This is a genomic window from Nodularia chucula CCY0103, from assembly GCF_963923915.1.
Taxonomy (GTDB): Bacteria; Cyanobacteriota; Cyanobacteriia; order Cyanobacteriales; family Nostocaceae; genus Nodularia; species Nodularia chucula.
Map to the genome: position 1 here is coordinate 18,930 of NZ_CAWUOL010000035.1, position 24,208 is coordinate 43,137.

At 42.7% G+C, this 24,208-nt stretch carries 23 protein-coding genes; 11 read left to right on the forward strand and 12 right to left on the reverse strand.

The window, feature by feature from the left end:
• Positions 1 to 406 precede the first annotated feature (406 nt).
• From ACM0OP_RS11840 to ACM0OP_RS11850, 3 genes are all read left to right on the forward strand, one after another.
• A complete protein-coding gene (locus ACM0OP_RS11840; protein ID WP_414528606.1) occupies positions 407 to 2,833 on the forward strand; it encodes an endonuclease MutS2 in 2,427 nt (808 codons plus the stop codon).
• A 241-nt stretch (positions 2,834 to 3,074) separates the two neighbouring features.
• On the forward strand, positions 3,075 to 3,680 hold the full coding sequence (locus tag ACM0OP_RS11845) for a DUF3038 domain-containing protein (RefSeq protein ID WP_414528607.1): 606 nt from the start codon (positions 3,075 to 3,077) through the stop codon (positions 3,678 to 3,680).
• A gap of 27 nt (positions 3,681 to 3,707) precedes the next feature.
• Positions 3,708 to 5,270, forward strand: coding sequence for a DUF4335 domain-containing protein (locus ACM0OP_RS11850; protein WP_414528608.1), 1,563 nt, complete (start codon positions 3,708 to 3,710; stop codon positions 5,268 to 5,270).
• Between the two features lie 86 nt (positions 5,271 to 5,356).
• On the opposite strand, the gene ACM0OP_RS11855 is transcribed toward ACM0OP_RS11850, so the two are convergent.
• The 5 genes from ACM0OP_RS11855 to ACM0OP_RS11875 all read right to left on the reverse strand — a co-directional run bounded on the left by ACM0OP_RS11855 (position 5,357) and on the right by ACM0OP_RS11875 (position 7,698).
• Positions 5,357 to 5,815, reverse strand: a complete 459-nt coding sequence (locus tag ACM0OP_RS11855; protein WP_414528609.1) for a ferredoxin — start codon at positions 5,813 to 5,815, stop codon at positions 5,357 to 5,359.
• Complete coding sequence (locus ACM0OP_RS11860; protein WP_414528610.1) at positions 5,815 to 6,201, reverse strand: DUF1257 domain-containing protein; 387 nt, start codon at positions 6,199 to 6,201, stop codon at positions 5,815 to 5,817. Before ACM0OP_RS11860 ends, ACM0OP_RS11855 begins: the two co-directional genes overlap by 1 nt.
• A 39-nt stretch (positions 6,202 to 6,240) precedes the next feature.
• On the reverse strand, positions 6,241 to 6,450 hold the full coding sequence (locus ACM0OP_RS11865) for a DUF2997 domain-containing protein (RefSeq protein ID WP_414528611.1): 210 nt from the start codon (positions 6,448 to 6,450) through the stop codon (positions 6,241 to 6,243).
• A 652-nt stretch (positions 6,451 to 7,102) separates the two neighbouring features.
• A complete protein-coding gene (locus ACM0OP_RS11870) occupies positions 7,103 to 7,447 on the reverse strand; it encodes a type II toxin-antitoxin system RelE/ParE family toxin (RefSeq protein ID WP_414528612.1) in 345 nt (114 codons plus the stop codon).
• A complete protein-coding gene (locus ACM0OP_RS11875) occupies positions 7,444 to 7,698 on the reverse strand; it encodes a hypothetical protein (RefSeq protein ID WP_414528613.1) in 255 nt (84 codons plus the stop codon). Before ACM0OP_RS11875 ends, ACM0OP_RS11870 begins: the two co-directional genes overlap by 4 nt.
• 118 nt (positions 7,699 to 7,816) lie before the next feature.
• Here ACM0OP_RS11875 and ACM0OP_RS11880 point away from each other — a divergent pair, with 118 nt between their 5' ends.
• On the forward strand, positions 7,817 to 7,993 hold the full coding sequence (locus ACM0OP_RS11880) for a hypothetical protein (protein WP_414528614.1): 177 nt from the start codon (positions 7,817 to 7,819) through the stop codon (positions 7,991 to 7,993).
• An 87-nt stretch (positions 7,994 to 8,080) separates the two neighbouring features.
• Here the strand turns inward: ACM0OP_RS11880 and ACM0OP_RS11885 are convergent, their stop codons facing one another.
• The 3 genes from ACM0OP_RS11885 to ACM0OP_RS11895 form a co-directional block, all read right to left on the reverse strand.
• Positions 8,081 to 8,407 carry an HNH endonuclease gene (locus tag ACM0OP_RS11885; RefSeq protein WP_414528615.1) on the reverse strand — a complete coding sequence of 109 codons (327 nt, stop codon included), beginning with the start codon at positions 8,405 to 8,407 and terminating at the stop codon, positions 8,081 to 8,083.
• 129 nt (positions 8,408 to 8,536) lie between these two features.
• The gene (locus tag ACM0OP_RS11890) at positions 8,537 to 8,890 is read right to left on the reverse strand and encodes a hypothetical protein (protein ID WP_414528616.1); all 354 of its coding nucleotides are present in this window, start codon (positions 8,888 to 8,890) and stop codon (positions 8,537 to 8,539) included.
• A gap of 71 nt (positions 8,891 to 8,961) precedes the next feature.
• A complete protein-coding gene (locus ACM0OP_RS11895) occupies positions 8,962 to 9,300 on the reverse strand; it encodes a XisI protein (protein ID WP_414528617.1) in 339 nt (112 codons plus the stop codon).
• Between the two features lie 342 nt (positions 9,301 to 9,642).
• On the opposite strand from ACM0OP_RS11895, the gene bioU reads away from it, so the two are divergent.
• Complete coding sequence (gene bioU, locus ACM0OP_RS11900) at positions 9,643 to 10,647, forward strand: (S)-8-amino-7-oxononanoate synthase BioU (protein ID WP_414528618.1); 1,005 nt, start codon at positions 9,643 to 9,645, stop codon at positions 10,645 to 10,647.
• Positions 10,648 to 10,782: 135 nt separating this feature from the next.
• On the opposite strand, the gene ACM0OP_RS11905 is transcribed toward bioU, so the two are convergent.
• The 4 genes from ACM0OP_RS11905 to ACM0OP_RS11920 form a co-directional block, all read right to left on the reverse strand.
• Positions 10,783 to 11,334: a hypothetical protein gene (locus ACM0OP_RS11905; RefSeq protein WP_414528619.1), complete on the reverse strand. Its 552-nt coding sequence runs from the start codon at positions 11,332 to 11,334 to the stop codon at positions 10,783 to 10,785.
• Positions 11,335 to 11,477: 143 nt separating this feature from the next.
• A complete protein-coding gene (locus ACM0OP_RS11910; RefSeq protein WP_414528620.1) occupies positions 11,478 to 12,698 on the reverse strand; it encodes a type II secretion system F family protein in 1,221 nt (406 codons plus the stop codon).
• Between the two features lie 42 nt (positions 12,699 to 12,740).
• Positions 12,741 to 13,859 (reverse strand): type IV pilus twitching motility protein PilT, encoded by a 1,119-nt coding sequence (locus tag ACM0OP_RS11915; protein ID WP_414528621.1) that lies wholly within the window; start codon positions 13,857 to 13,859, stop codon positions 12,741 to 12,743.
• 63 nt (positions 13,860 to 13,922) lie between these two features.
• Positions 13,923 to 15,938, reverse strand: a complete 2,016-nt coding sequence (locus ACM0OP_RS11920; RefSeq protein ID WP_414528622.1) for a GspE/PulE family protein — start codon at positions 15,936 to 15,938, stop codon at positions 13,923 to 13,925.
• Between the two features lie 387 nt (positions 15,939 to 16,325).
• On the opposite strand from ACM0OP_RS11920, the gene grpE reads away from it, so the two are divergent.
• The 6 genes from grpE (at position 16,326) to ACM0OP_RS11950 (ending at position 24,061) form a co-directional block, all read left to right on the forward strand.
• A complete protein-coding gene (grpE, locus tag ACM0OP_RS11925; RefSeq protein ID WP_414528623.1) occupies positions 16,326 to 17,072 on the forward strand; it encodes a nucleotide exchange factor GrpE in 747 nt (248 codons plus the stop codon).
• Positions 17,073 to 17,333: 261 nt separating this feature from the next.
• Positions 17,334 to 19,301 carry a molecular chaperone DnaK gene (gene dnaK, locus ACM0OP_RS11930; RefSeq protein ID WP_414528624.1) on the forward strand — a complete coding sequence of 656 codons (1,968 nt, stop codon included), beginning with the start codon at positions 17,334 to 17,336 and terminating at the stop codon, positions 19,299 to 19,301.
• 517 nt (positions 19,302 to 19,818) lie between these two features.
• Positions 19,819 to 20,952 (forward strand): molecular chaperone DnaJ, encoded by a 1,134-nt coding sequence (dnaJ, locus tag ACM0OP_RS11935; RefSeq protein WP_414528625.1) that lies wholly within the window; start codon positions 19,819 to 19,821, stop codon positions 20,950 to 20,952.
• Positions 20,952 to 21,209, forward strand: a complete 258-nt coding sequence (locus ACM0OP_RS11940) for a sulfurtransferase TusA family protein (RefSeq protein WP_414528626.1) — start codon at positions 20,952 to 20,954, stop codon at positions 21,207 to 21,209. Before dnaJ ends, ACM0OP_RS11940 begins: the two co-directional genes overlap by 1 nt.
• Positions 21,206 to 22,294 carry a small ribosomal subunit biogenesis GTPase RsgA gene (gene rsgA, locus ACM0OP_RS11945; RefSeq protein ID WP_414528627.1) on the forward strand — a complete coding sequence of 363 codons (1,089 nt, stop codon included), beginning with the start codon at positions 21,206 to 21,208 and terminating at the stop codon, positions 22,292 to 22,294. The genes ACM0OP_RS11940 and rsgA overlap by 4 nt, the downstream gene beginning before the upstream one ends.
• Positions 22,295 to 22,471: 177 nt before the next feature.
• Positions 22,472 to 24,061 carry a glycoside hydrolase family 57 protein gene (locus tag ACM0OP_RS11950; RefSeq protein ID WP_414528628.1) on the forward strand — a complete coding sequence of 530 codons (1,590 nt, stop codon included), beginning with the start codon at positions 22,472 to 22,474 and terminating at the stop codon, positions 24,059 to 24,061.
• Positions 24,062 to 24,208 lie beyond the last annotated feature (147 nt).

Below are 24,208 nucleotides of genomic sequence, written 5' to 3' on the forward strand. Positions count from 1 at the left end.
TTTTAACTTTCCCAAGGTCATACATTTGATAATTTGCAGTTAATTTTTATTTAAACAGGACTTACGAAAAATTATGAAAAAACGAACCGCAAAGGACACAAAGGACACGTTCGCGTAGCGTGCCGAAGGCATAGTCAAGAGGGTTTCAGAGAGTTCTTGCGTAAGTCCTATCTTTTTTACTATTTCTAATTAAAAAGTTAAATAATTTCTGATTATAGTAACCGCCCAGGAGGTCACACACCAACAGGTAGGGGGTAGGGGGAAAAGATTGTAACTTCCCAATCCCCAATCCCCAATCCCCAGAGACATACAGCTGGGACTGGGAGGACGGAAAATTTTCCTCTTTAAGTTTTAACCATTCAGGAGCTAGAATTGTTACAATTCTTTCAGATTTGATATTGAAGCCTTGATCCAATCTGAAACCTTAGAACTACTCGAATGGCATCGCCTTTGCCAGCATCTTTCCACATTTGCGGCAACTAAGCTAGGGGCGATCGCATCACTTCATCTGAAAATACCTGCATCCCAAGCAGCAAGTACGCATTTGTTAGCCCAGACTAAGGAAGTTTACCAACTGGAAATTCAATTGACAACGGGACTGTCATTTGATGGGATTCAGGATATTGGTGATGCTTTAGAACGGGCGGAACTGAGTGGGATTTTAGCAGGGGACGAACTCCTGGCGATCGCCACCACTTTGGCTGGGGCGAGAAATTTACGCCGTGTTATTGATAATCAAGAGAATTTAACGGTATTAACGGAATTAGTCGCTGATTTGCGGACTTATCCGGAACTAGAGCAAGAAATCCACCGATGTATAGATGAACGAGGTCAAGTCACCGACCGGGCTAGTCAAAAACTGGGAGAAATTCGCACTGAACTACGGAAAACACGCAGTCAAATTACCCAAAAACTACAAAATATTTTACAAGTTAAATCGAATGCAGTTCAAGAACAGTTAATTACTCAACGGGGCGATCGCTATGTTATCCCTGTAAAAGCACCCCAAAAAGATGCCATTCCCGGCATTGTTCATGATACTTCTACCAGTGGCGCGACTCTGTATGTAGAACCTAATTCTATAGTGCCGTGGGGTAATCAACTCCGGCAAACTCTGAGAAGAGAACAAGCAGAAGAGGAAGCAATTCGCCGGAAATTAACCCAGCAAGTGGCAGAAGTCAAGGCAGATTTGGAACGGTTGTTAGCAATTGTGACAACTTTGGATTTAGCCACCGCCAGAGCCAGGTATAGTTTTTGGTTAGGTGCTAATCCTCCCAGATTTATCAACCGGGAAGATAATGAAATCATTACCCTGCGGCAATTACGCCATCCTCTGTTAGTTTGGCAACAGCAACATGAACATGGTCAAGCTGTAGTACCGGTGGATTTATTAATCAGTCCCCATCTGCGGGTAGTGACGATTACGGGGCCGAATACCGGGGGTAAAACAGTCAGTTTAAAAACCTTAGCTTTAGCAGCGTTAATGGCTAAGGTGGGGTTATTTGTTCCCGCCCGTGAACCTGTGGAAATACCTTGGTTTGACCAGGTGTTGGCTGATATTGGCGATGAACAATCTTTACAGCAAAGTTTATCGACTTTTTCGGGACATATTCGCCGCATTAGTCGGATTTTGCAGGCGTTGGATCAGGGGGGAACGGGGACTGGGGAACAGGGACTGGGGAACGGGGAAGAAGAAGTTAGCAAGATGAAATCCTTGGTATTACTGGATGAAGTCGGGGCGGGAACTGATCCAGTGGAAGGTAGTGCATTAGCGATCGCCTTGCTGCAATATCTGGCTAATCATGCCCAGCTAACCATTGCTACAACTCACTTTGGTGAATTGAAAGCCCTGAAATATGAAGACCAGCGCTTTGAAAATGCTTCTGTAGAATTTGATGAAAGTACACTTTCCCCTACCTATCGTTTACTGTGGGGGATTCCGGGACGTTCTAATGCTTTGACAATTGCACGCCGTTTGGGTTTAAAGCCAGAAGTGGTGGAACAGGCAAAAACCCAAGTGGGAGGAACCACAGACGAAGTTAACCAGGTGATTGCTGGGTTAGAAGCACAACGCCGCCGTCAAGAAACTAAAGCTGCGGAAGCTCAAAGTTTGTTGCAGCAAGCGGAACGGTTATACAAGGAAGTGTCGGCAAAATCTGAAGCTTTGCAGGAACGGGAAAAGGCTTTACGGGCTGATCAGGAACTAGCAGTACAGCAAGCGATCGCCGCCGCTAAGGGTGAAATTGCCCAAGTAATTCGGCGTTTGCAAAAAGGCACACCAAAAGCCCAAGATGCCCAAACAGCTACGGAGGCGTTAAATAAAATTTCCCAAAAATATCAGCCAGTAGTAGCACCGAAGCCAAAAGTGGGGTTTATGCCCAAAGTAGGCGATCGCGTCCGGCTTTCCCAGTTTGGGCAAACAGCAGAAGTTTTAACCGCCCCTGATGCTGAAGGTCAATTCAGTGTGCGGTTTGGGATTATGAAAATGACTGTCAAGCTACAAGACATCGAATCTTTAGATGGTCAAAAACCAGAACCAGTTGTTAAACAAAAACCAGCCCCAGTCAAGCCTCCGGAAGAAAGCGCCCCCGCTATTCGCACCTCTCGGAATACAGTAGATTTGCGTGGTAAACGGGTTGCTGATTCTGAAATAATTTTAGATAAAGCCATTTCGGAAGCCATAGGCCCCTTGTGGATTATTCATGGACATGGAACTGGGAAGTTGCGCCAAGGAGTTCACGAGTTTTTACGCCACCACCCCAGAATTAGCCACCATGAACCAGCAGAACAGGCAGATGGCGGGACTGGTGTGACTATTGCTCATGTTAAATGATGCAGCAGCCATAAATATACCCAGAAAAGATAGAATTTGGTAGGAACTGGATCAATTTTGTCAAGCAAATTGGTTGAAAATTTATTTTCATCTAGTAGAGTAAGACAAAGACTATTGCTGTTGACCAAAATAAGCAAAGCTTGCGGCAGCTTCTAGCTAATAGCGATGGGAAACCAACCTGAATCTTTAAGAGTCGGTTTCAAAATGGGTAACAGCAACAGCCCCTACAGCCTGATCACCTATGCTAAAAGTTATGCACTCGGCCGCCAACTCAGCCACACCAAATCCTCAGTGGGCAGATTTAATTAGCCTTCCCACCCCAAACACAGTTCAGTGGGACAACATCAAAACCCAGTTAGACTTAGTGCTGTTGGTGTTAGAAACTTTGACGGGTATTGGTTCCGAGGCTATGCTGTCTGCGGCAACCGACCTGAATTTAGAGTCAAGAGTGCCAGACCGGGTAGCTTTATGGCGATTGCGTCAGTCTAATCCCTTACGCAAAGGACAAGGTGGGCGAAAAAAGCTAGATGTAGAAGAAGCGCGATCGCTGGTTCTCATTACCTGCTACCTCGCCAAACAGCATCAGGAGTTGATTCGCCGTGCTGTTGGTCTACTAGAACAAATGGCGGAAAACAAGCGGGAACCTCATCAGTCTGCCTTACTTGGAGATTATATCGATGCTTTCTGCAATACCTACCAAGAACGGATGGAAGAAGACGACCAAATAACCACGGATCTACTCACCCACTTGGCACTAAAACTGCTTGTAGATTTGCTGTTTTACAGTGCGCCTGGTGGACACCGCCGCCTCTGGTTAGCACTCATCGACAGTTCTGCCAAATTTTAGATAATCGTCTCTTTCGCCGTTTTTGCTATGCCACCATTGAATTCTGTTATTAGACGCTACACGCCTCCCACTTGTACCTTAGAAATCTGGGCGCAAAGTTCACCGTTATCTCATTTGATGGGAAAAACTGTGATCAAGCAGCTGACCTTTGAACTGTACTTTGACGCGCCCCAATTACCAGAAGAAAGTAAAATATTGATTCGGGGCGATCGCGATCAACTAGAAATTTTGTGTGATGTTGTCACCAACTACGTGCAAGATTTTCTACAACAGCCGGCTGATAACTTTTGGCTGAATATTTCTGAACCCCAGGACTCTAGTAAAGTTTCTCATGATTCTCAGTTCACAGATTTTCAGCAAAATTCACTCCCCAGCCCCAATAATCTCAAATCTTTTAGCTCTCAAAGATCACAGAGCAAAATTTACTTAGAACCAGGGAATTATTTAACTCATAATCTGTTTCTTGGCCCCCTGGCTAACCCCACATCTGGTGCTGTAATTCAACTTAGTTTGCTGCAAATATTTGATTTAGCAACTGCTTTAGATGCATACTCTGCTGATGTGATGGCGTTACCAAATCTCAATCATCAACATCAAGTTCTGCGCTTTCCAGCTTGGGCTTCTATTGCCGCAGTCATGGTTTTAAGTGTAGGTTTACTACCAGCAACTTGGCATCTGGCTAAAAATAACAGAGACAATCAGCAACAAATAGCCACAACATCAGAGCCAGAAAAGTTGACAACGGCCTTAGAACCCTCGCCTTCTTTAGAAACGCCCCCATTACCACCCGGATTGACACCGCAGGCACCTTTAGAATCAACACCTCAAACCCCCATTGCTGCTTTCCCACAAACGCCCTTAGCAGCATCTAATTCTAGCCTGTTTACTCCTTCCTCTTCGCCGCTACCATCTTTAGAAGATCCACTGTTTATCTCGGAATCCAAAATTCCAGATATAGAAACGAATCTCTCAACTGCTAGAATCCCCCCCACATTTTCTATTCAGCCAGACTTCACAGCCTCAATTGCAGGGACTGAAAATTTACCCCAAAGGCGGTCTTTACCACCTCACCTATCTACTAATAGAGACTCATTATCTCAACTCTCATCACCTCCCTTGTCTCCCTCCATTACTTCTAGTAACGGTGTTAGGCAGAGTTCTTTACCTTCTGAATCATTACTCACACTACCTCCCACGTCAGGAAGTATAAATTCTTCTGGAAATATGGGGACTGAGGCAGATTCATCAGTTAGCAGAACCACAGGACAACCTGCAACATCTGAAACCGTTGCTGCTGGTAGCAGCTTGTTTGACACACCCCAAGTAGCTGAAGCTAGAGCCGTATTCCAAAAACGCTGGCAGCCACCTAGTGGATTTACAGAAACTTTAGAGTATAGTTTGATTGTGAATGCTGATGGTACAATTGAGAGGATTTATCCTATAAATCAGGCTGCAAGAATATTTTTCGATGGTGCAGGCATACCCGAAATTGGTCAACCCTTTGTTTCTGCCAATCGCAATGGAGAAAATGTCAGGATTCGAGTGGTTCTCAGTCCTGATGGTAAAGTTCAAACATTGCCGGAAAATTAATTAGTCGTGATAAATGTGTATCAGGTAGGGATGTTGATCTCCACCTGATACTTAAAGACGTATGTAGGGTTTTTGATGACGGTTTGTTAACGGGGTTGTTTGTTTTTTAATTTTTGCTTTTTACGTCGCCGTTCAGCAGTAGATACTGCTTTTTCCACTGGATAGCCGGCAATAGGTATGGCTTGATATTTACGCTCTTCTTCTAAGTTTTTTAGTTCAGTGTAATCAACCCAATGGATGCAATCAACAGGACAAGTATCGATAGCTTCTTGGATGACCTCCTCTCCATCTCCATCTTGGCGAATCACGCGCGATCGCCCATAATCTGGTTCAATGTAGAAGGTATTACGCGCCACATGAGCGCAGTGTAAGCAGCCAATACAGGTGATTTCATCCACATAAACACCCTTTTGACGTTCAATACCACCCAATTCCGGCTCTAAACCAGAGCGTTCTAGGTCATCTCGTAAGAAACCGCCTAACTCTGGTTCCACACCGGAACGATTATTTTCTTCTTCTGACGGCGACGGCAGAAAATCAGCCATTACGCACTCCAGCGTTGTACAACTAAGCGAATTGATCCATCGGGATTTTTTTGTTGTTCCGCAACTTCAAAGCCTGCACGAGCCGTTTCTTTCACCACGGTTTGGTAAGCATAGCGTTGGGTTACTTGGCGTAAAAACCCATCCACAGACAAGCCTTGTTGCCAATATTGTAAATCAGCCACCAACTCATATTCTTTGCCATTCCATCTAAAACCGATGTCATAGCCATTTTCCTGTTCAATAGTTACTTCGGCCGGATGAGTTTGACCGCGATAGCCACGGACTTCGCGGGGGCCAGGTTTCCAGTCGATGCCCAATTCGCTGAGAGCATCTTTTAAAGAGTCAAGGTTACGGATTTGAGTCTTAATTTGGCTAAAGTGTGACATGGCGGTTATTGATAAATGACATGAAACTTTTGAGAAAACTTACCAATCGCTGTATGTGGCTTGGGTATTGACCACAGAGGATTGTTGCACCTGAGTGGCAAAAAATTCTGAGGTTGGCTCATGACTAAGTACCAGCCCCAGTTGTGCTTCTATTGCTGCTGTAACCTCAGCGCAAGAATTGCCCACAATTCCAGTGACTGTTTCTTGTACCCGACCGTCTGGATAGATGATAAATTCTAATGTCTCCATACTTTTGGCCAACCATGATCGTACTTTTGAACTTTACTGCCGGAGCAGCAGGCTAAAAATATAGCCCAGGGAACATAGTTACTTAGATACAAACTTGCCATTTGTTAACTAATGTTCCATCTCTCAAAATATATATCTCAGAATCTTTACAAATTTTATTAATATTATAAGCACATACATCACTTATTAGTTAGTTTCTCTTAACCTTATAAAATAGTCAAGTTAACAATTTTGTTACCAGAATTAGCAATAAAAGCGCTGAAAACAAGGTATAGCAATAGTATAATCAGTTTACTGCTTCACAAAAATATACTTTTTGTTGAAAATCTCTATCATTACCATTGGATATCCACTATTATGGCTCTGGATAGTTTCAATGGCGGTAGTTGCACCCAGTGGGATTATTTCATATCTGCGCCAGGGGATGCGATCGCCCGACTGATTTTTTCACAAAATAGCTAAATGGACTGCAACTACCCTAAAAAATCTTTTGTACTGGCGAAATATTTTTGTATTCCTGCTGCGCCCAATACTTGCTTAATGGTATCGACTATATATTAATTTTAGACGATAGGCGATCGCATACCTACAGTTGTAATATTCCTGGCTTAGAGGGTGTTTGAAAAATTTGAAGCGAATATAATTTGCCAACTTAATCTTCAAAATTATCAGGTGCTTGTCCAAGATTCTTTTGTGTGGCGTGACGGATATGAAGTATACGAACTGTAGATATTTCTTGTCCTTCCACAATTGTGAAAATTATGCGGTATGAGTTACGCCCTCGACCGTAAATTATCTGGCGAATTTCTTGGCTAAAGCAATCATTTTCTCTAGCTAGAGAACACCGTTTAGGCATTTGTGATAAAGACTCAATCAATTGGAGTAAACCTGCATACCATTGACTTGCTCTACTCGCAGAAGTAACTTGAGACAAATATAAAAATGCCTTGTCAGCTTCAGCTTCAGCTACACTAGAAATTTCAATACGGTATTTCATGAATCAGCAGGCAAGTTATACTTGTGACGCTGGTCGTCAGCAAAATCATCAAATGAACGAAATCGACCCGTTTCAAAATCTTCTAATCCTTTCTGAATACCTTGAATAGCTGCTTCTGAGTCTTCCACTTCCCACTCTAAAACAGCCTCTAACAATTTCGCCGCAACAAAACTAACATCTTGTCCTTGCTGTGCAGCTTTTTCACGCAGTTGTGCTTCTAATTCTGGGCTAAGGGAAACAACTATCGCCATAATCAGATTATTTTGCAAAAGGTTTCTAAATATAATTCTATGCTAGATCGCCCAATAAAGGTATCGCTTGGGTTCAAAATTGGTTTAACATTAATAATTAGAAGTACACAAAATTACTATGGATGCTTTAATTGAAGAACTAAATGCAAAGTTAAATTACTGGCAACCAGCTATAGCAGATCAAGTTCGCCATTGTATTCTAGAAATAATGGAAATGGCAGACCAGGATGTTTTAGACATTCTCATAACTCGTACAGTAGAGCAGGAAGTTTTGGATTTGTTGGATGAACCCTAAACTTGGTGAAATTTGGCTTGCTGATTTGGGTATAGCTGCAAAAACACGCCCAGTCGTCATTTATTTATTTAATTATGGTAAGTAAAACTATGGGAGATACCGAATAGAGTGTGAGCCTGTCTCAGCAAAGTCGAACCAATTTAAGTCAGTTTTACCTATATATTGAACATGAGTTAATTTAATTTTATATTTCTTGGCTTCTTCAACAAATTGCACACCAGCATGATTGCCAATGTATAACGAATTTGTCTGAGTGTCACGTACATAAACAATAACTCGATCAACTGAACGATTTATATCAATATGCCAATCACCTGTTAAACCTGTATTATCATTACCAAACTCAAGCAATGTACCATCAGTGAAAACAACAATAATATTTTCACCAGGTTTAATAAAATCACGAGCTTTCATATTTTAATCCTCAAAAAGTAAACTATAGAGAGCAGCCGATTATTATTAGCTGTTAGTAGAAATTTACAAAACAAAGCCTGAGAAAATTTAGTAACCCCACTTGCGCGAGTTAAATTTGATTAACATAATTTATTCGTTAATCTCACGCCAAAGAGCAGATGCCTTTGCTGGATCGTCAGCTTTTACGTATGCTTGATCTGCAACTGCTCTTCGTCTTTTCCATTCTATTTCACCAGTATCAAATTTTATTAACACGCCCGTCTGTCCGTTTTTAAGCTTTCCACCACCTATAGTCGCATAACCCATACTAATTACACCAGCAAAACCCAGCAAACGCTGACGTGCTTCCTCAGCATCGGATTTATGACCAACTGACAAACTATACTGAGTATTTAAGGACGTAGCAACTAATTCTGCGACTGAAAGTCCAACAGCACTAGCTTTTTGCTGCAAAGCTGTATAAACTTCATCGCTCAGTTTCACTGTTAATACTTTGCTCATGCAAATAACCTACCTTAATAAACTTTAAATAATCATCACGTTTTATCCTCACGTTAAGAAACAGCAAATTCTGTATATTTACGAATTTCAGGAGACTTAAAACCTAAAATAATATGTGCTTTTGGTATTTCCGCAGCAACCAAATCATTAGCAATTCCCTCTTCTGTGCCATCATGTTGAATCCAGAGTTTATGGCCAATTAAATCAATATGTAATAAAGTTCCATAGATACGATAACCATTTTTCCAGCCTGACTCAACTAATAAATAACGATCATTTTTTTCATCTAACACCAGTTCAATTTGAACCTCCTCATCATTACCAAGAAAATCAGCGTAATCTTCGAGAATCTTTTTAATTATCTGACGATATTGATTAGTTAAGGAATCCATCTCACAATTACCTCCTGTTCAGTATCGAAGCTAAATAAACGAATAACACCATCTTAAATTAAAGTTTGAACAGCTTCTTCTTCAAAAACTGTTTTACAAGTGCTTTCACTCAAAGCCATCAGGAAAAATCTGGTTTGAAAATCTGAGCAACCTACACATATTTAGTATTTTCTGTCAAGTAGTAAGTGCCATAACAATTGTCATCTAAACATCACCGTCTTTATAGCCAAGCTCAAATCAGCAAAATATTCTGGTAAAAAAAAATTATTACTCAGCTAACGAACCAAGGATAATGGAGCATAATTAACCTTTATAGCCATGAGCCAACACGGTAAATTTACTATGAATACACAACCAACAAACCAACCTATCCGCGTCGGAGTCCTGGGTTTCGGTGGACTGGGACAAGCAGCCGCTAAACTCCTCTCCAGCAAAGGGGAAATGATCTTAGTGGCCGCCGCAGACCAAAAAGGCTACGCTTACTCTACTGAAGGTTTAAATACTCAAGAATGCATTAAAACCTACCAATCTCAAGGTTCAGTGGGTTATTTAGAACCAGTTGGCAGATTAAGCAATAACAGCATTCAAGATTTAATCGCTACCACTCAGCCTGTCGATGGGTATTTCCTCGCTTTACCCAACCTCCCCAATGACTTCATCCCCTCCGTCGCCCAACAATTCATTAAATCTGGTTGGCGCGGTGTGCTAGTGGATGCGATTAAGCGCACCAGTGCTGTAGAACAACTTTTGGCGATGAAAGATGAACTACAAGCCGCCGGAATTACCTATATGTCTGGATGTGGTGCGACACCAGGACTATTAACCGCCGCCGCCGCTTTAGCCGCCCAAAGCTACGCGGAAATTCACAAGGTAGAAATTACCTTTGGTGTGGGTATTGCCAATTGGGAAGCTTACCGCGCCACTGTTCGGGAAGATATTGGACATATGCCTGGTTATAGTGTAGAAACTGCTAGGGCGATGACTGATGCAGAAGTTGAAGCCTTATTAGATAAAACCAATGGCGTGCTGACTTTAGAGAATATGGAACACGCTGATGATGTGATGTTAGAATTTGCGGGCATTTGTTCACGCGATCGCGTTACAGTTGGTGGAGTCGTAGATACCCGCAACGCCAAAAAACCCCTCAGCACTAACGTTAAAGTCACAGGACGCACCTTTGAAGGTAAAATTTCTACCCATACCTTTACTTTAGGAGATGAAACCAGCATGGCGGCGAATGTTTGCGGCCCCGCCTTTGGCTATCTCAAAGCTGGTAGACAATTACACCAGCGCGGTATTTATGGCATTTTCACTGCTGCGGAAATTATGCCCCAATTTGTGAAATAAGCCACTATTAAAACCCAAAATTAGATTTCAATGTAGGTTGGGTTGACGGCTGGAAATCCAACATTTTTGTTGCTTTGTTGGGTTGCGCTGTGCTTTACCCAACCTACTTTTCTAATTTTCTTCCGCTTAGTAGCACTAACGGTTAGCCTCTAGTCCCTGTTGAATTTCCTCTTCTATTAAAAAAGAGGGTGCTTGGATAATAAATGGCAGTTCTGCCCCTACAAGACCCTTCTGGATGCGTTCTGAGGTTTCAGTAAACACCACAAATAGTGGACATATAGTATTTGCCCCATCACTCAAAATATGACTGTGACGTAAAGGCATTAGCCACTCGTAGTCTTTATCCAGCAACACTTGAGTTTTGCGCCAACGCCCCAATAAATCAGAAAAATCTTCATGGGGACGATGAATAAACAGTAAAATTTCTACTCCAGTTTTGATTTTCCATTCTGGATCACACATAATCATTGCTATATCACAGGGTAAGCAAGTTATCTGTGTATCGGTTGTGGCATTACCACGGAAACGCACAATGGGTAGAGGAATAGTAATCAGACTTTCATCGGGACGACGCAGACTCGGAATCATTTCTAAGTAAGGTCGGTGTTGCTTGAGTAAGGCGATCGCAGCTAAATTATTGCTATACTCTGCCAAACTAGCTTCATAGTGAGATTTTTTCACAGCCATGATTTATCTACTAATTCGTAATATTTCCTCTGGCTAAACCACGCAAACGCAATTATTAATTACAACAGTTATGTAGAGTTAGGAATCAAAATTTTGAACTCCTAACTCATCAATCATTAAATCTAACCACTTAGCCAATTTATTTAAAGCTCTTCAAACACTTTAAACATCGGCAAATACATCGCCAGCAAAATTGTTCCTACCATACCCCCCAAAACCACAATCATCACTGGTTCTAAAATACTCGTCAGTGCTTTAACAGCCTGTTCCACTTCATCTTCATAAAAATCTGCAACTTTCATCAACATCGAATCTAATTCACCAGTTTCTTCACCAATACTCATCATCTGAATTGCCATCATCGGAAACACTTTATCTTTTTGCAAAGCCACGCTAATCACACCTCCTTGTTGAATTTCTAAACGGGCTGCATCTATAGCGTTAGCAATCACTTGGTTTCCTGATGTATCCCGGACAATTTCTAAGCAGGTTAGAATTGGCACACCTGAACGAGTTAGAGCGCCGAAAGTCCGACTAAAGCGAGCCACTGCTGATTTTTGAATCAAATCACCAAACAAAGGTAGTTTTAAAGAAAGGCTGTCAATATTTATGCGGCCAACAGGTGTTTTGTAGTATTGCTGATAAGCAATACGAAATGCGATCAAACTACCAACAACCGCTAAAGACCACCAACTTCTTAAGACTGCACTACACCACATCAGAAATCGCGTCAAAGCCGGTAATTCTATCCCCAAATCTGAGAAAATTGTCGCAAAAATGGGATTTAGAAAAACAGTCATCCCGACAAAGATAGTAACTGCTATAAAACCCACAACCACTGGATAAGACAATGCTGATTTAATTTGGTTTTGTAATCGGGCGACATCCTCTAATAACTTAGACAAACGATTTAGCACATCATCCAAAACACCGCCAATTTCACCAGCCTGCACCATACTGACATATAAACCATCAAAGCACTCAGGATGTTTACTCATGGACTCAGAAAGGTCCATACCAGTTTGCACATCAGCACTAATTTCCAGCAGTGCGTGTTTTAATTTAGGATTGCTACACTGTTCAGCCAGCACCCCTAAACTTCTGACAATAGCTACACCGGCATTCATCAAAACTGCAAATTGACGAGAAAATACTGCTTTATCCTTAACACTCACCTTGGTCATTGCCAGCTCGATTTTCTTTAAATCAAAGGTGCTGGCAAAACTTTGGGACTGTTTTAAATCTTGAACAACAAAGCCTTGCTGCCTCAGATTAGTGCGGGCATCTGACAAGGATTCGGCAACGATTTTTTCCTTTCGGGATTGTCCTTGAGCATCCCGAACACGGGCTACATAAGTTGGCATGGATTCAGTAATTCAAAATTGGATGATAGAAAACGTAAAAATTTAACGCGCTCTCACAGTACCGGGTCTTGTACCGGCTTGGGGTGTAGCACTACCGATGAGCCGTTGAACTTCATCAGGCTTAGAAGTTTTAGACATTGCAGCCTCAAAGGAAATAGTTCCAGCCTTGTATAAATCAGCTAAAACTTTTTCTAAAGTTTGCATTCCTAATTTACCCCCTGTTTGGATAGTAGAGTAAATTTGTGCTGTTTTTCCTTCTCGAATCAAGTTAGAAATAGCAGGCGTAACCACGAGAATTTCTTGCGCCATGACCCGACCAAATTCATCTGGTTTAGGGTTTTTCTTAGGTACTAAAGTTTGGCTAAATATGGCTACTAAGGAGTTAGATAACTGTACTCTGACTTGGGTTTGTTTTTCGTGAGGGAACACGTCAATAATCCGATCAACTGTTTGTGCAGCCGAACTGGTGTGCAGAGTTCCAAATACCAAGTGTCCTGTTTCCGCCGCCGAAATAGCTAGAGAAATGGTTTCTAAGTCACGCATTTCCCCCACCAGAATAATATCTGGATCTTCCCGTAAAGCTGCTCTTAAGGCATTAGAAAAACTCTTGGTATCTTCATTTAGTTGTCGTTGGTGGACTAGACTCTTGATGGGTTCATAAACAAATTCAATGGGATCTTCTACCGTGAGAATATGTTCGGCTTTTGTGCGGTTAATTAAGTCAATCATTGCCGCTAGGGTGGTGGTTTTACCAGAACCGGTGGGGCCTGTGACTAGAATTAATCCTCTGGGCTTATCACACATTTCCCGCACGATATCTGGCAGACCCAATTTCTCAAAGTTAGGAATTTTGGAACTTAACGCCCGTAAACAAGCAGCATAAGCACCACGTTCTTTATAGACATTGACCCGAAAACGAGCTAAACCCTTGACACCGTAGGAACAATCTAATTCCCAGGTTTGCTCCAAAGTCTTACGCTGGGTGTTATTGAGCATACTAAAAATCAGTTTTTGACACTGATCCGCCGTCAATATATGGTCTCCGATGGGGGTCAATTTCCCACTGATGCGAAAGTAGGGGGGTAAACCTGCGGATAAATGCATATCCGAACCACCCATTTCAATCATCTGTTCCATCAAGTCTTCAATCATCATATCCATAGTTTTGATTCCTTATTTATCTGTTGAATTTGTCAGTTGAAAGCAGTCACAAATGACTGATAACTAATCTGTAAAACGAGGTGTGAGACAGTATGGACAATCAAGCCATTCCGGTTGCAATATGGCATTACAACTAGTACAAGTCAGACCACTCTTACGTTTGGCTTTTAATTCTGCTTCCAAACCAGTATCAGTGAAAGTAACACGTTCTACTTCTTCTAAGGTTGTCGCCCCTTGACGCACTAAGTCGAGACTGTAAGCGAGTAAGGTTTTCATCCCTTCTTCCACAGCCACTTCTTTAATCCGTTCAGTGGGAGCTTCTTGGTTAATCAGAGTTTGTAGGTTTTCCGTAACTCGCATCACTTCATAAACACCACAACGTCCTTTGTAGCCAGCGCCGCCACAGTTGGAACAAACTTCCTGATTTTTGTCCTTAGCTTCTGTAATTTCCTCAAAGGTTAAGGAGTTGGCTTTGTAAAAAGTTACTCCTGCGGTTTGGGAGGCTGATAAACCATAGCGAGCTAGTTCCTCAGTGGTTGGAGTATAGGGAATGCGACAATTAGAACACACACGCCGCACTAAACGTTGTGCTAATACACCGATTAAGGAACTAGAAACCATGAAAGGCTCAATACCCATTTCTCCTAGACGAGCGATCGCACCAGGAGCATCGTTAGTATGTAAAGTAGTTAATACTAAGTGACCAGTTAAAGCAGCTTCAATCGCAGTTTTTGCTGTTTCTTTGTCCCGTGTTTCACCCACCAGTAACACGTCTGGATCTTGGCGCAAAAACGCCCGCAAAGCCGTAGCAAAATCTAAGCCTTTTTCCCGAATTACTTGTACTTGGGTAATCCCTGGCAAACTATACTCAATGGGGTCTTCTACGGTACTGATATTGATTCCCGGAGAGTTCTTTTCTGCCAATGCTGAATACAAGGATGTAGTTTTACCAGAACCAGTTGGGCCAGTTACCAAAATTAACCCAAAGGGACGGCTAACCATATCTAGGACAATATTCAAAGTTTCTGGATCAGTAATTAGTTTATCCAATCCCAACTGGGTAGAGGAATTATCCAAAATCCGCAGGACTATTTTTTCCCCGTAGCGGCTAGGTAAGGTATTCACCCGGAAATCCACCTTACGTCCCTCAAATAGCCGCCGAATGCGTCCATCTTGGGGTAAGCGGCGTTCGGCAATATCTAGATTGGAGATGATTTTAAATCTTGCTGTCACCGCAGAAACGATGTGTTTCGGTAAGGGGTCAAAAGCTTCACGTAATACCCCATCCTTACGAAAGCGAATACGTAAATTTTCTTCCTGCGGTTCAATATGAATATCAGAAACCCCTTCATGTAAGGCTTTGGCCAAGATTCTGTTAGCAAGGTTAATAATGGGCGCATCTTCTGCACCCTTCATCACTACCCCTAAATCGTCCTCGCTTTCTTCTGCCTTATCTTGGAGGTCAACATCACTGAGATTTTCTAAATCTTGATTAATATCTGTAAACTTTTCTTTTTCCTGTACCTTTTGGCGTACAGCTAAATCATCCAAATATTTATGAATTAGTTGTTGGTAATCTTGTAGGGTAATTACCATGCGCTGTAATGCCAAACCTTGGGGGCGCAGGATGCGGTTTAAGTCATCGCAAGCTTCCAGATTATCCGGATCAACCATTGCCACCAAGACACTGGGGGGAGTTTGGTTATCATTTCTTAACAATGGAATTAAGCGATGACGACGACAAACATCCGCCGGGATCAGAGTATGAATCAGGTTGACGGATTTGGGATTACCAATTTGGTTAACTTCTGGATCTACAAACTCAACACCGTACAGTATTTTGAGTTCAAATAGCTGCTGTTTTTTATATTGTCGCAGGAACTCAGGTGATAGTTGTTTGCCAGTAATAGACTCCAAAACTTCCGTCAAAGGTTTGCCAGACTTGCGGCTTTCAATCTGGGCTAACCTCATCTGTTCGGTATTGACGTAGCCAGCTTGGACTAGCTTGTTACCGAAGGAGGAAATGTCTGATCTGGTCGTGAGAGCGGTACTGCGCCGTTGTGGTGAGGAGTAAGTCATAGGTGAGCGATGAGTATGGAAAACCTCTAATTACATTATTCCCAGCCTGAGACCAATAATTTTCATTCATACCGACTAAATTTAGGTCAAAGTTCTTGCTGGAGATTTTTGATGAGGAAAAAAGCCTGAATAGGTAGGGTATGTAGAACTACTCTGAAATGATATATTGTGTGGAAATTTCCAGAAACAGAGGAAGTAGGGAATCAAGTCTTCACCTACTCGTTCGGAATACCGTCCTCAAGCTCTCTGCACTCAGGTGTTCACTATTTGTCAAAATAGGAGACGGTGGCATCATTTCTAGAAAAATCTCGGCAAGAAAATTAGCCTCAGTTGTCAGCTGTGGTGACTGACTGCCATAAAAACAATCTGAGACGGGTAAAGTAATGAATGATGGATGAAAATAAACAGGTAAACAATACAAGCCAGCAATTGGGTGAACCAACAGAGGTAAATCAATCAATGAAGAGCGACTCCCCCACCGAAACCAACTCTTATGAATCTGGTAACGAGGTTACAGAGCCAGTGACAACACCAGACAATGTACCTGAAGATACAACATTTTCTCCGGATGATGGTGTTGCTGCGACTGATAACAGTGAAGCACCAACGGCTGCTTTAGGAGAATTAACTCAGCAAATTGAGTCTCTCAAAGTCCAACTAGAAGAACGCAGCACTCAATATATGAGGATTGCGGCGGATTTTGAGAACTACCGCAAACGCACCAGCAAGGAAAAAGAAGAGCTGGATTTGCAAGTTAAACGTAACACTATTATGGAATTGCTACCCATCGTCGATAATTTTGAGCGGGCGCGAGCGCACCTCAAGCCACAAAGTGATGGTGAGATGACAATTCACAAAAGTTATCAAGGTGTTTATAAACAACTTGTGGATTGCCTCAAACGCATAGGAGTATCACCCATGCGTCCCGAAGGTCAAGAATTTGACCCCAATCTCCATGAAGCAGTTATGCGTGAACCTACAGATGAACATCCGGAAGGAACCGTATTAGAAGAGTTAGTACGCGGATATTATTTAGGCGATCGCGTTTTACGCCATTCTATGGTCAAAGTGGCTGCCCCTCCCGTAGACACACCATCTGCACCAGAAGAGCCGTCCAGTGCATCTGACAGTTAAACTGTAGTTACTTGTCTCATTGACTACAATGGCTAGATGCTATTAAGAACAGGCATCGCACACCTCAAAAAGGATAGGGCTGTGGACTGTTGACCCGACTTTCTCAGCCCGCCTTTTAATAGTATATTCCCCACATCACAAGCTTACCCTCAACCAATGTCCCTGTTGCCACTGCTTGCCAGAAGAGTTGCACAGGCATTACATTAAGCTATAAATCCAGAAAAAAACTCAGTAGAAACACTCAATAAAAATATTTTAATTATGGGAAAAGTTATTGGCATCGATCTAGGCACTACGAATAGCTGCGTCGCAGTTTTAGAAGGTGGTAAACCAATTGTCATCTCCAATACTGAAGGGGGACGGACTACACCGAGTATCGTGGGATTTAGTAAAGGTGATGTTCGCTTAGTTGGTCAGATGGCCAAGCGCCAAGCCGTGACTAACGCTGAAAATACAATCTATAGTATTAAACGATTTATCGGTCGTCGCTGGGAAGATACTCAAACAGAGCGTAGTCGAGTACCCTACACCTGTGTCAAAGGTCGAGATGATACTGTGGATGTGCAAATTCGCGGCGAAAGCTACACACCCCAAGAAATATCTGCTATGGTTCTGCAAAAGCTCAAGCAGGATGCAGAAGTTTTTTTAGGAGAAGAAGTCACCAAGGCAGTAATTACCGTACCAGCATATTTCACCGATGCCCAAAGACAAGCAACTAAAGACGCGGGTACTATTGCTGGACTAGAAGTGCTACGCATCATCAACGAGCCAACTGCTGCGGCTTTAGCCTTTGGTTTAGAAAAACAAGACCAAGAGCAGTTAATTTTAGTTTTTGACTTAGGCGGTGGAACATTCGATGTCTCCATTCTGCAACTGGGAGATGGAGTTTTTGAAGTTAAGGCAACCTGTGGTAACAACCATTTAGGCGGAGATGATTTTGATAACGTGATTGTCACCTGGATGCTAGAACATTTCCAGGAACAAGAAAGTATCGACCTCTCCCAGGATAATATGGCGCTGCAACGTCTAAGAGAAGCCGCAGAAAAAGCCAAAATTGAACTTTCTCACATGGCCAGTACCTCCATTAACCTGCCATTTATCACCGCCGATCACAATGGTCCCAAACATCTAGAAATGGAACTGAATCGCGCTCAATTTGAAGAGATGGCAAAGTTGTTAATTCAAGCTACCGTCGAGCCGATGATTCAAGCTCTCAAAGATGCCAACTTAGAAACCAACGACATAGACCGGATTATTTTGGTGGGTGGTTCCACCCGTATTCCCGCAGTCCAGAATGCCCTGGTGAAGTTTTTTAAGGGTAAAACTCCCGACCGTTCCATCAACCCTGATGAGGCAGTAGGATTGGGTGCAGCCATTCAAGCTGGGGTTTTGAGTGGTGAGGTTGATAATCTACTACTCTTAGATGTGACTTCTTTATCCCTGGGAATTGAAACATTGGGAGAAGTATTTACCAAAATTATTGATCGTAATACGACAATTCCCACTAGTAAATTCCAAGTCTTTTCCACAGCTGTTGATGGGCAAACCTCGGTAGAAATTCACATTCTCCAAGGGGAACGGGCTATGGCCAAGGATAATAAAAGTCTGGGAAAATTTTTGTTGACCGGAATCCCGCCATCTCCTCGTGGTGTGCCACAAATAGAAGTATCTTTTGAAATCGATGTTAATGGTATCCTCAAGGTTGCAGCCCAAGATAAAGGTACTGGTCGAGAACAAAGTATCCGGATTACTAATACAGGTGGTTTGGATAGCAGCGAAGTAGAAAGAATGCAGCGAGAAGCTGCACAATTTGCTGAGGAAGATAAAAAACGCAAAGAATTGGTTAATCTCAAAAACCAAGCAGATAATTTGTTGTTTAGTTACGAATCCAGCCTGAAAGAAAATAGTGAGTTTATTGGTGAGCAGATGAAAACTTTAGCCCAAGAAAAAGTGACCCAGCTCAAAGCTGTTATGGCTAATCCACGGATTTCTCTGACGGAATTTCAACAGTGCTTAGATGACTTCCAACAGACTGTGTTTGCTATTGGTGCTGATGTATACAGCCGAGCCAGTGACTCAACAGGTCATGACCCAGTGCAAGAAGTCTCAGAGGATGTTTTGAGATCAGAAGAATTAGAAGAGCCTGATGATGAAACACTAAAACCAGAATTTAACTTTGATTTTGATGATGAGACTACAGTTCCGGCTGATTATGAAGCTATAGATTAGTTATTGGTGAGTAGTGAAAATCTTCTTCCATGCATCCTGTTTTCTACCCTCTGGGACAGTCCTGAATTACCACAAATGGGGGGTTTTCCGCACCTAGTTGTGCGGCTAACTCCTTGGTTCAGGCGCGGATGTTAACTCTACTAAGTAGCACAATAGTCCAAGGCACAGTTGATCTTGCCCACTGTTTTGACTGGTGTTCTCTCCTAGCTGTCTAAAATTTGCTAGTAATTTTTGTGAAAGATAAAGCCTAAAAGGTAAAATCGATATATTAATAAAAATTAACTTTTTGTTTCTGTCTAGTTTCTGGCAAGCCGCCCTCTAAAGACGCTGCATTACTGAAATAAGTCATCTGAGAGAGTTTTCGCTCTTGGGCGCACTACAGGAGTAAATTTTGATTCCTGACTAGGTTACTTGAATGGGTAGCCGCTCCTGAACGACATGACTTACCGTAAGATAGCAAGTGTTGGTGGCGTGTATTGCCTTCTGCTTTCTTCCTCCTAACTTTTACCTTTGCTATATGGCCCGCGACTATTATGAAATTCTGGGTGTCTCTCGTGACGCCGACAAAGAAGACATCAAACAAGCCTACCGCCGTTTAGCCCGGAAGTATCACCCAGATGTGAACAAAGAACCGGGAGCGGAAGATCGGTTTAAGGAAATTAACCGCGCTTATGAAGTGCTTTCTGAGCCAGATATACGAGAACGTTATAACCGTTTTGGTGAAGCTGGTGTTTCAGGGGCTGCTGCTGGCGGAGGCTTCCAAGATATGAGCGATATGAGCGGCTTTGCTGATATCTTTGAAAGTATTTTCAGTGGCTTTGCTGGTGGCGGTATGGGTGGTCAAACGCAACGCCGGCGTAGTGGGCCAGTGCGTGGTGATGACTTAAGGCTAGACCTGAAGTTAGACTTTCGAGAAGCGGTATTTGGCGGCGAAAAAGAAATTCGTATTTCCCATTTAGAGGTTTGTGATACCTGTGGTGGTTCTGGTGCGAAGGCTGGTACTCGTCCTCGCACTTGTGCAACTTGTGGTGGTTCTGGTCAAGTCCGGCGTGTGACTAGAACGCCTTTTGGTAGCTTTACTCAAGTTTCTACTTGTCCCACCTGTAATGGTACGGGGATGGTGATTGAGGATAAATGTGATGCTTGTGATGGTAAGGGAACTAATCAAGTACCTAAGAAGCTGAAAATTACGATTCCGGCTGGGGTTGATAATGGTACACGTTTACGGATATCTCAAGAAGGGGATGCTGGTCAACGGGGTGGACCTCCTGGCGATTTGTATGTTTATTTGTTTGTCAATGAAGATGAAGAATTTCAACGGGATGGGATTAATGTTATTTCGGAAATCAAAGTTAGCTACTTGCAAGCTATTTTAGGTTGCCGTTTGGAAGTGGAAACTGTAGATGGCCCTGTGGAGTTAATTATCCCTGCTGGTACTCAACCAAATACGGTGATGAAACTGGAAAATCGGGGTGTACCGCGTTTGGGAAATCCTGTGAGTCGGGGAGACCATTTGCTGACAATATTAATTGATATTCCTATAAAGGTGACTGTTGAGGAAAGAGAATTGCTGGAAAAATTGGCTAAAATTAAGGGAGACCGTACTGGTAAAGGTGGTCTAGAAGGATTCTTGGGAAATCTGTTTAAGTAATGAAGTTTTCTCACCTTTCAATTCCTGATGCTCAACTTGATTTACGTGGTACTCCTTGCCCGATTAATTTTGTGCGGACAAAGTTATTTTTGGAGAAAATGCTGCCTGGTACTTTGCTGGAAGTATGGCTAGATTCTGGAGAACCGATTGAGCAGGTTCCTGATAGTCTGACAATGGCTGGTTATCAGGTTGAGCAAATTACAGATTGTACGGGCTATTTTTCTTTGTTGGTACGCTGTCCGGCTGCTGCCCAATGACAACAGTGGAAATGATTTCTCATACTGGAGAGTTATTGGGTACGGTGCTTGCTGTACAGGCGAATTTTTATCGCGTACAACTGGATGTGAATGAGAAGGAGGAGTTTTCTCCAGTTTCTACTCCGCCTATTCTGCTCTGCACTCGTCGAACCCGGTTGAAAAAAATCGGGAAACAGGTGATGGTGGGCGATCGCGTGATTGTTTCTGAGCCGGATTGGTCTGGTGGTAGGGGGGCCATTTCTGATGTTTTCCCCCGTGTAAGTGTTTTAGATAGACCCGCGATCGCCAATGTTGACCAAATTCTCTTAGCATTTGCTGTCACAGATCCACCTCTGGAACCTTATCAATTAAGTCGATTTCTGGTAAAAGCTGAGTCTACTGATGTAGATGTGCTGTTATGTCTAAATAAGAGTGATTTAGTTTCCCCAGAAGTACAACAGGAAATTAGCGATCGCCTGCTGGGATGGGGCTATAAACCTCTATTTATCAGCGTCCAAAACGGCATCAATATTGACGCATTAACTAGCCATCTGAATAACAAAATTACCGTGATTGCTGGACCTTCTGGAGTGGGAAAATCGAGCCTGATTAATGTGCTGATACCCACCCTTAACCTGCGAGTGGGAGAGGTTTCCGGCAAACTAGCACGAGGTCGCCATACAACCCGCCATACAGAATTATTTGAATTACCTGGGGGTGGTTTACTGGCAGATACTCCCGGCTTTAATCAACCTGATTTGGATTGTAGCCCCGAAGAATTAATCTATTATTTCCCAGAAGCCAGAGAACGTTTAGCAGTGGCTAGCTGTCGATTTAGCGACTGTTTGCATCGAGACGAGCCTGATTGTGTGGTGCAGGGTGACTGGGAAAGGTATGAACATTACTTAGAATTTTTAGATCAGGCGATCGCCCGTCAAACTCAGCTACATCACCAAGCCGATCCCGAATCCACCATGAAAGTTAAAAGCAAAGGTCAGGGTAAGCAACAGTACGAACCGAAGTTAGAAAGTAAAAAATATCGTCGCGTCTCTCGGAAAACACAGTTGCAAGAATTAGAACAATTGTATAAAGAAGCTGAAGAATAAATCAGTGAATAGTTATCAAGCCAATGTACTAGGCAACTTAGACCCAATGATAACTTATAGATATCTTAACAATACAGCCAACGATAAAACTACAGTCAAGCACCCCATAAAGTCTTAAAATATTTTTAATTTCGCTCAACCCTCTTTACTTAAACTTACGATTACCCTTAAATTACTATGACTATAGGCTACGTCTCGCTGGTACTCCATGCACATCTACCTTTTGTTCGTCACCCAGAAAGTGACTATGTGTTGGAAGAAGAATGGCTTTATGAAGCCATCACCGAAACATATATTCCTTTATTAAAAGTATTTGAGGGTTTAAAGCGAGACGGTATCGACTTCAAAATCACCATGAGTATGACACCTCCCCTAGTGTCAATGCTCCGTGATCCTCTACTCCAAGAACGCTATGACGCACACTTAACCCAACTAGAAAAACTGACAGAGCTAGAGATTGAGCATAATATCAATAATGGGCATCTGCGTTATTTAGCAGAACATTACGCTAAAGAATTTCAAGAAGCGCGTCAGGTATGGGAACACTACAAAGGTGACTTGGTAACAGCATTTAAGAAATTCCAAGATAGCAACAACCTAGAAATTATCACTTGTGGTGCTACCCACGGCTATCTCCCACTGATGAAAATGTATCCAGAAGCAGTGTGGGCGCAAATTCAGGTAGCTTGCGAACACTACGAGCAAAGCTTTGGTCAAGCCCCCAGAGGTATTTGGTTGCCGGAATGCGCCTACTATGAAGGTATGGAGCGAATGCTGGCGGATGCTGGTTTACGCTATTTCCTTACTGATGGACATGGGATTTTATACGCCCGTCCTCGCCCCCGCTTTGGTACTTACGCCCCAATTTTTACAGAAACTGGTGTTGCAGTGTTTGGTAGAGATCACGAATCTTCTCAGCAGGTATGGTCATCAGAAGTGGGCTATCCCGGTGCAGCAGAATATCGGGAATTTTACAAAGATTTGGGCTGGGAAGCCGAATATGAGTACATTAAGCCCTTCATTATGCCCAATGGTCAAAGAAAAAATACGGGCATTAAATATCATAAAATTACTGGGCGTGGTTTGGGGCTTTCTGATAAAGCACTCTATGACCCTTATTGGGCGCGGGAAAAAGCAGCAGAACACGCCGCTAACTTTATGTATAACCGGGAACGCCAAGCGGAGCATTTAAACGGTATTATGGGTCGCCCCCCAATTATTGTTTCGCCCTACGATGCAGAGTTATTTGGTCACTGGTGGTATGAAGGACCCTGGTTTATTGATTATCTGTTCCGCAAATCATGGTACGACCAAGGCACATATCAAATGACTCATTTAGCTGACTATTTACGGACTGAATCAACTCAGCAGGTGTGTCGCCCTTCTCAGTCCAGTTGGGGTTATAAGGGTTTTCATGAATATTGGTTGAATGAAACAAATGCTTGGATTTATCCTCATTTACATAAAGCAACCGAACGGATGATTGAATTATCTCACCTAGAAGTTGAGGACGAATTGCAGGAAAAAGCACTTAACCAAGCAGCGCGAGAACTTTTATTAGCGCAATCTTCTGACTGGGCTTTTATTATGCGGACTGGAACAATGGTTCCCTATGCTGTGAGAAGAACGCGATCGCACCTGATGCGGTTTAATAAACTTTACGAAGACGTTAAAATTGGCAAGGTTGATAGTGGTTGGCTGGAAAAAGTGGAATTGATGGATAATATTTTCCCTAAAATTAACTATCGAGTTTATCGTCCTTTGTAATATAGCTGGAGACTGGGGATTGGGGACTGGGGATTGGGGATTGGGGACTGGGGACTATGTTAAGACTCTTAGCTGGCGCATCTCATACTACAAACCCACATTCCGCACCCTTAGCTGTCACACAGGGAAATTACGGAAACAAGAAAG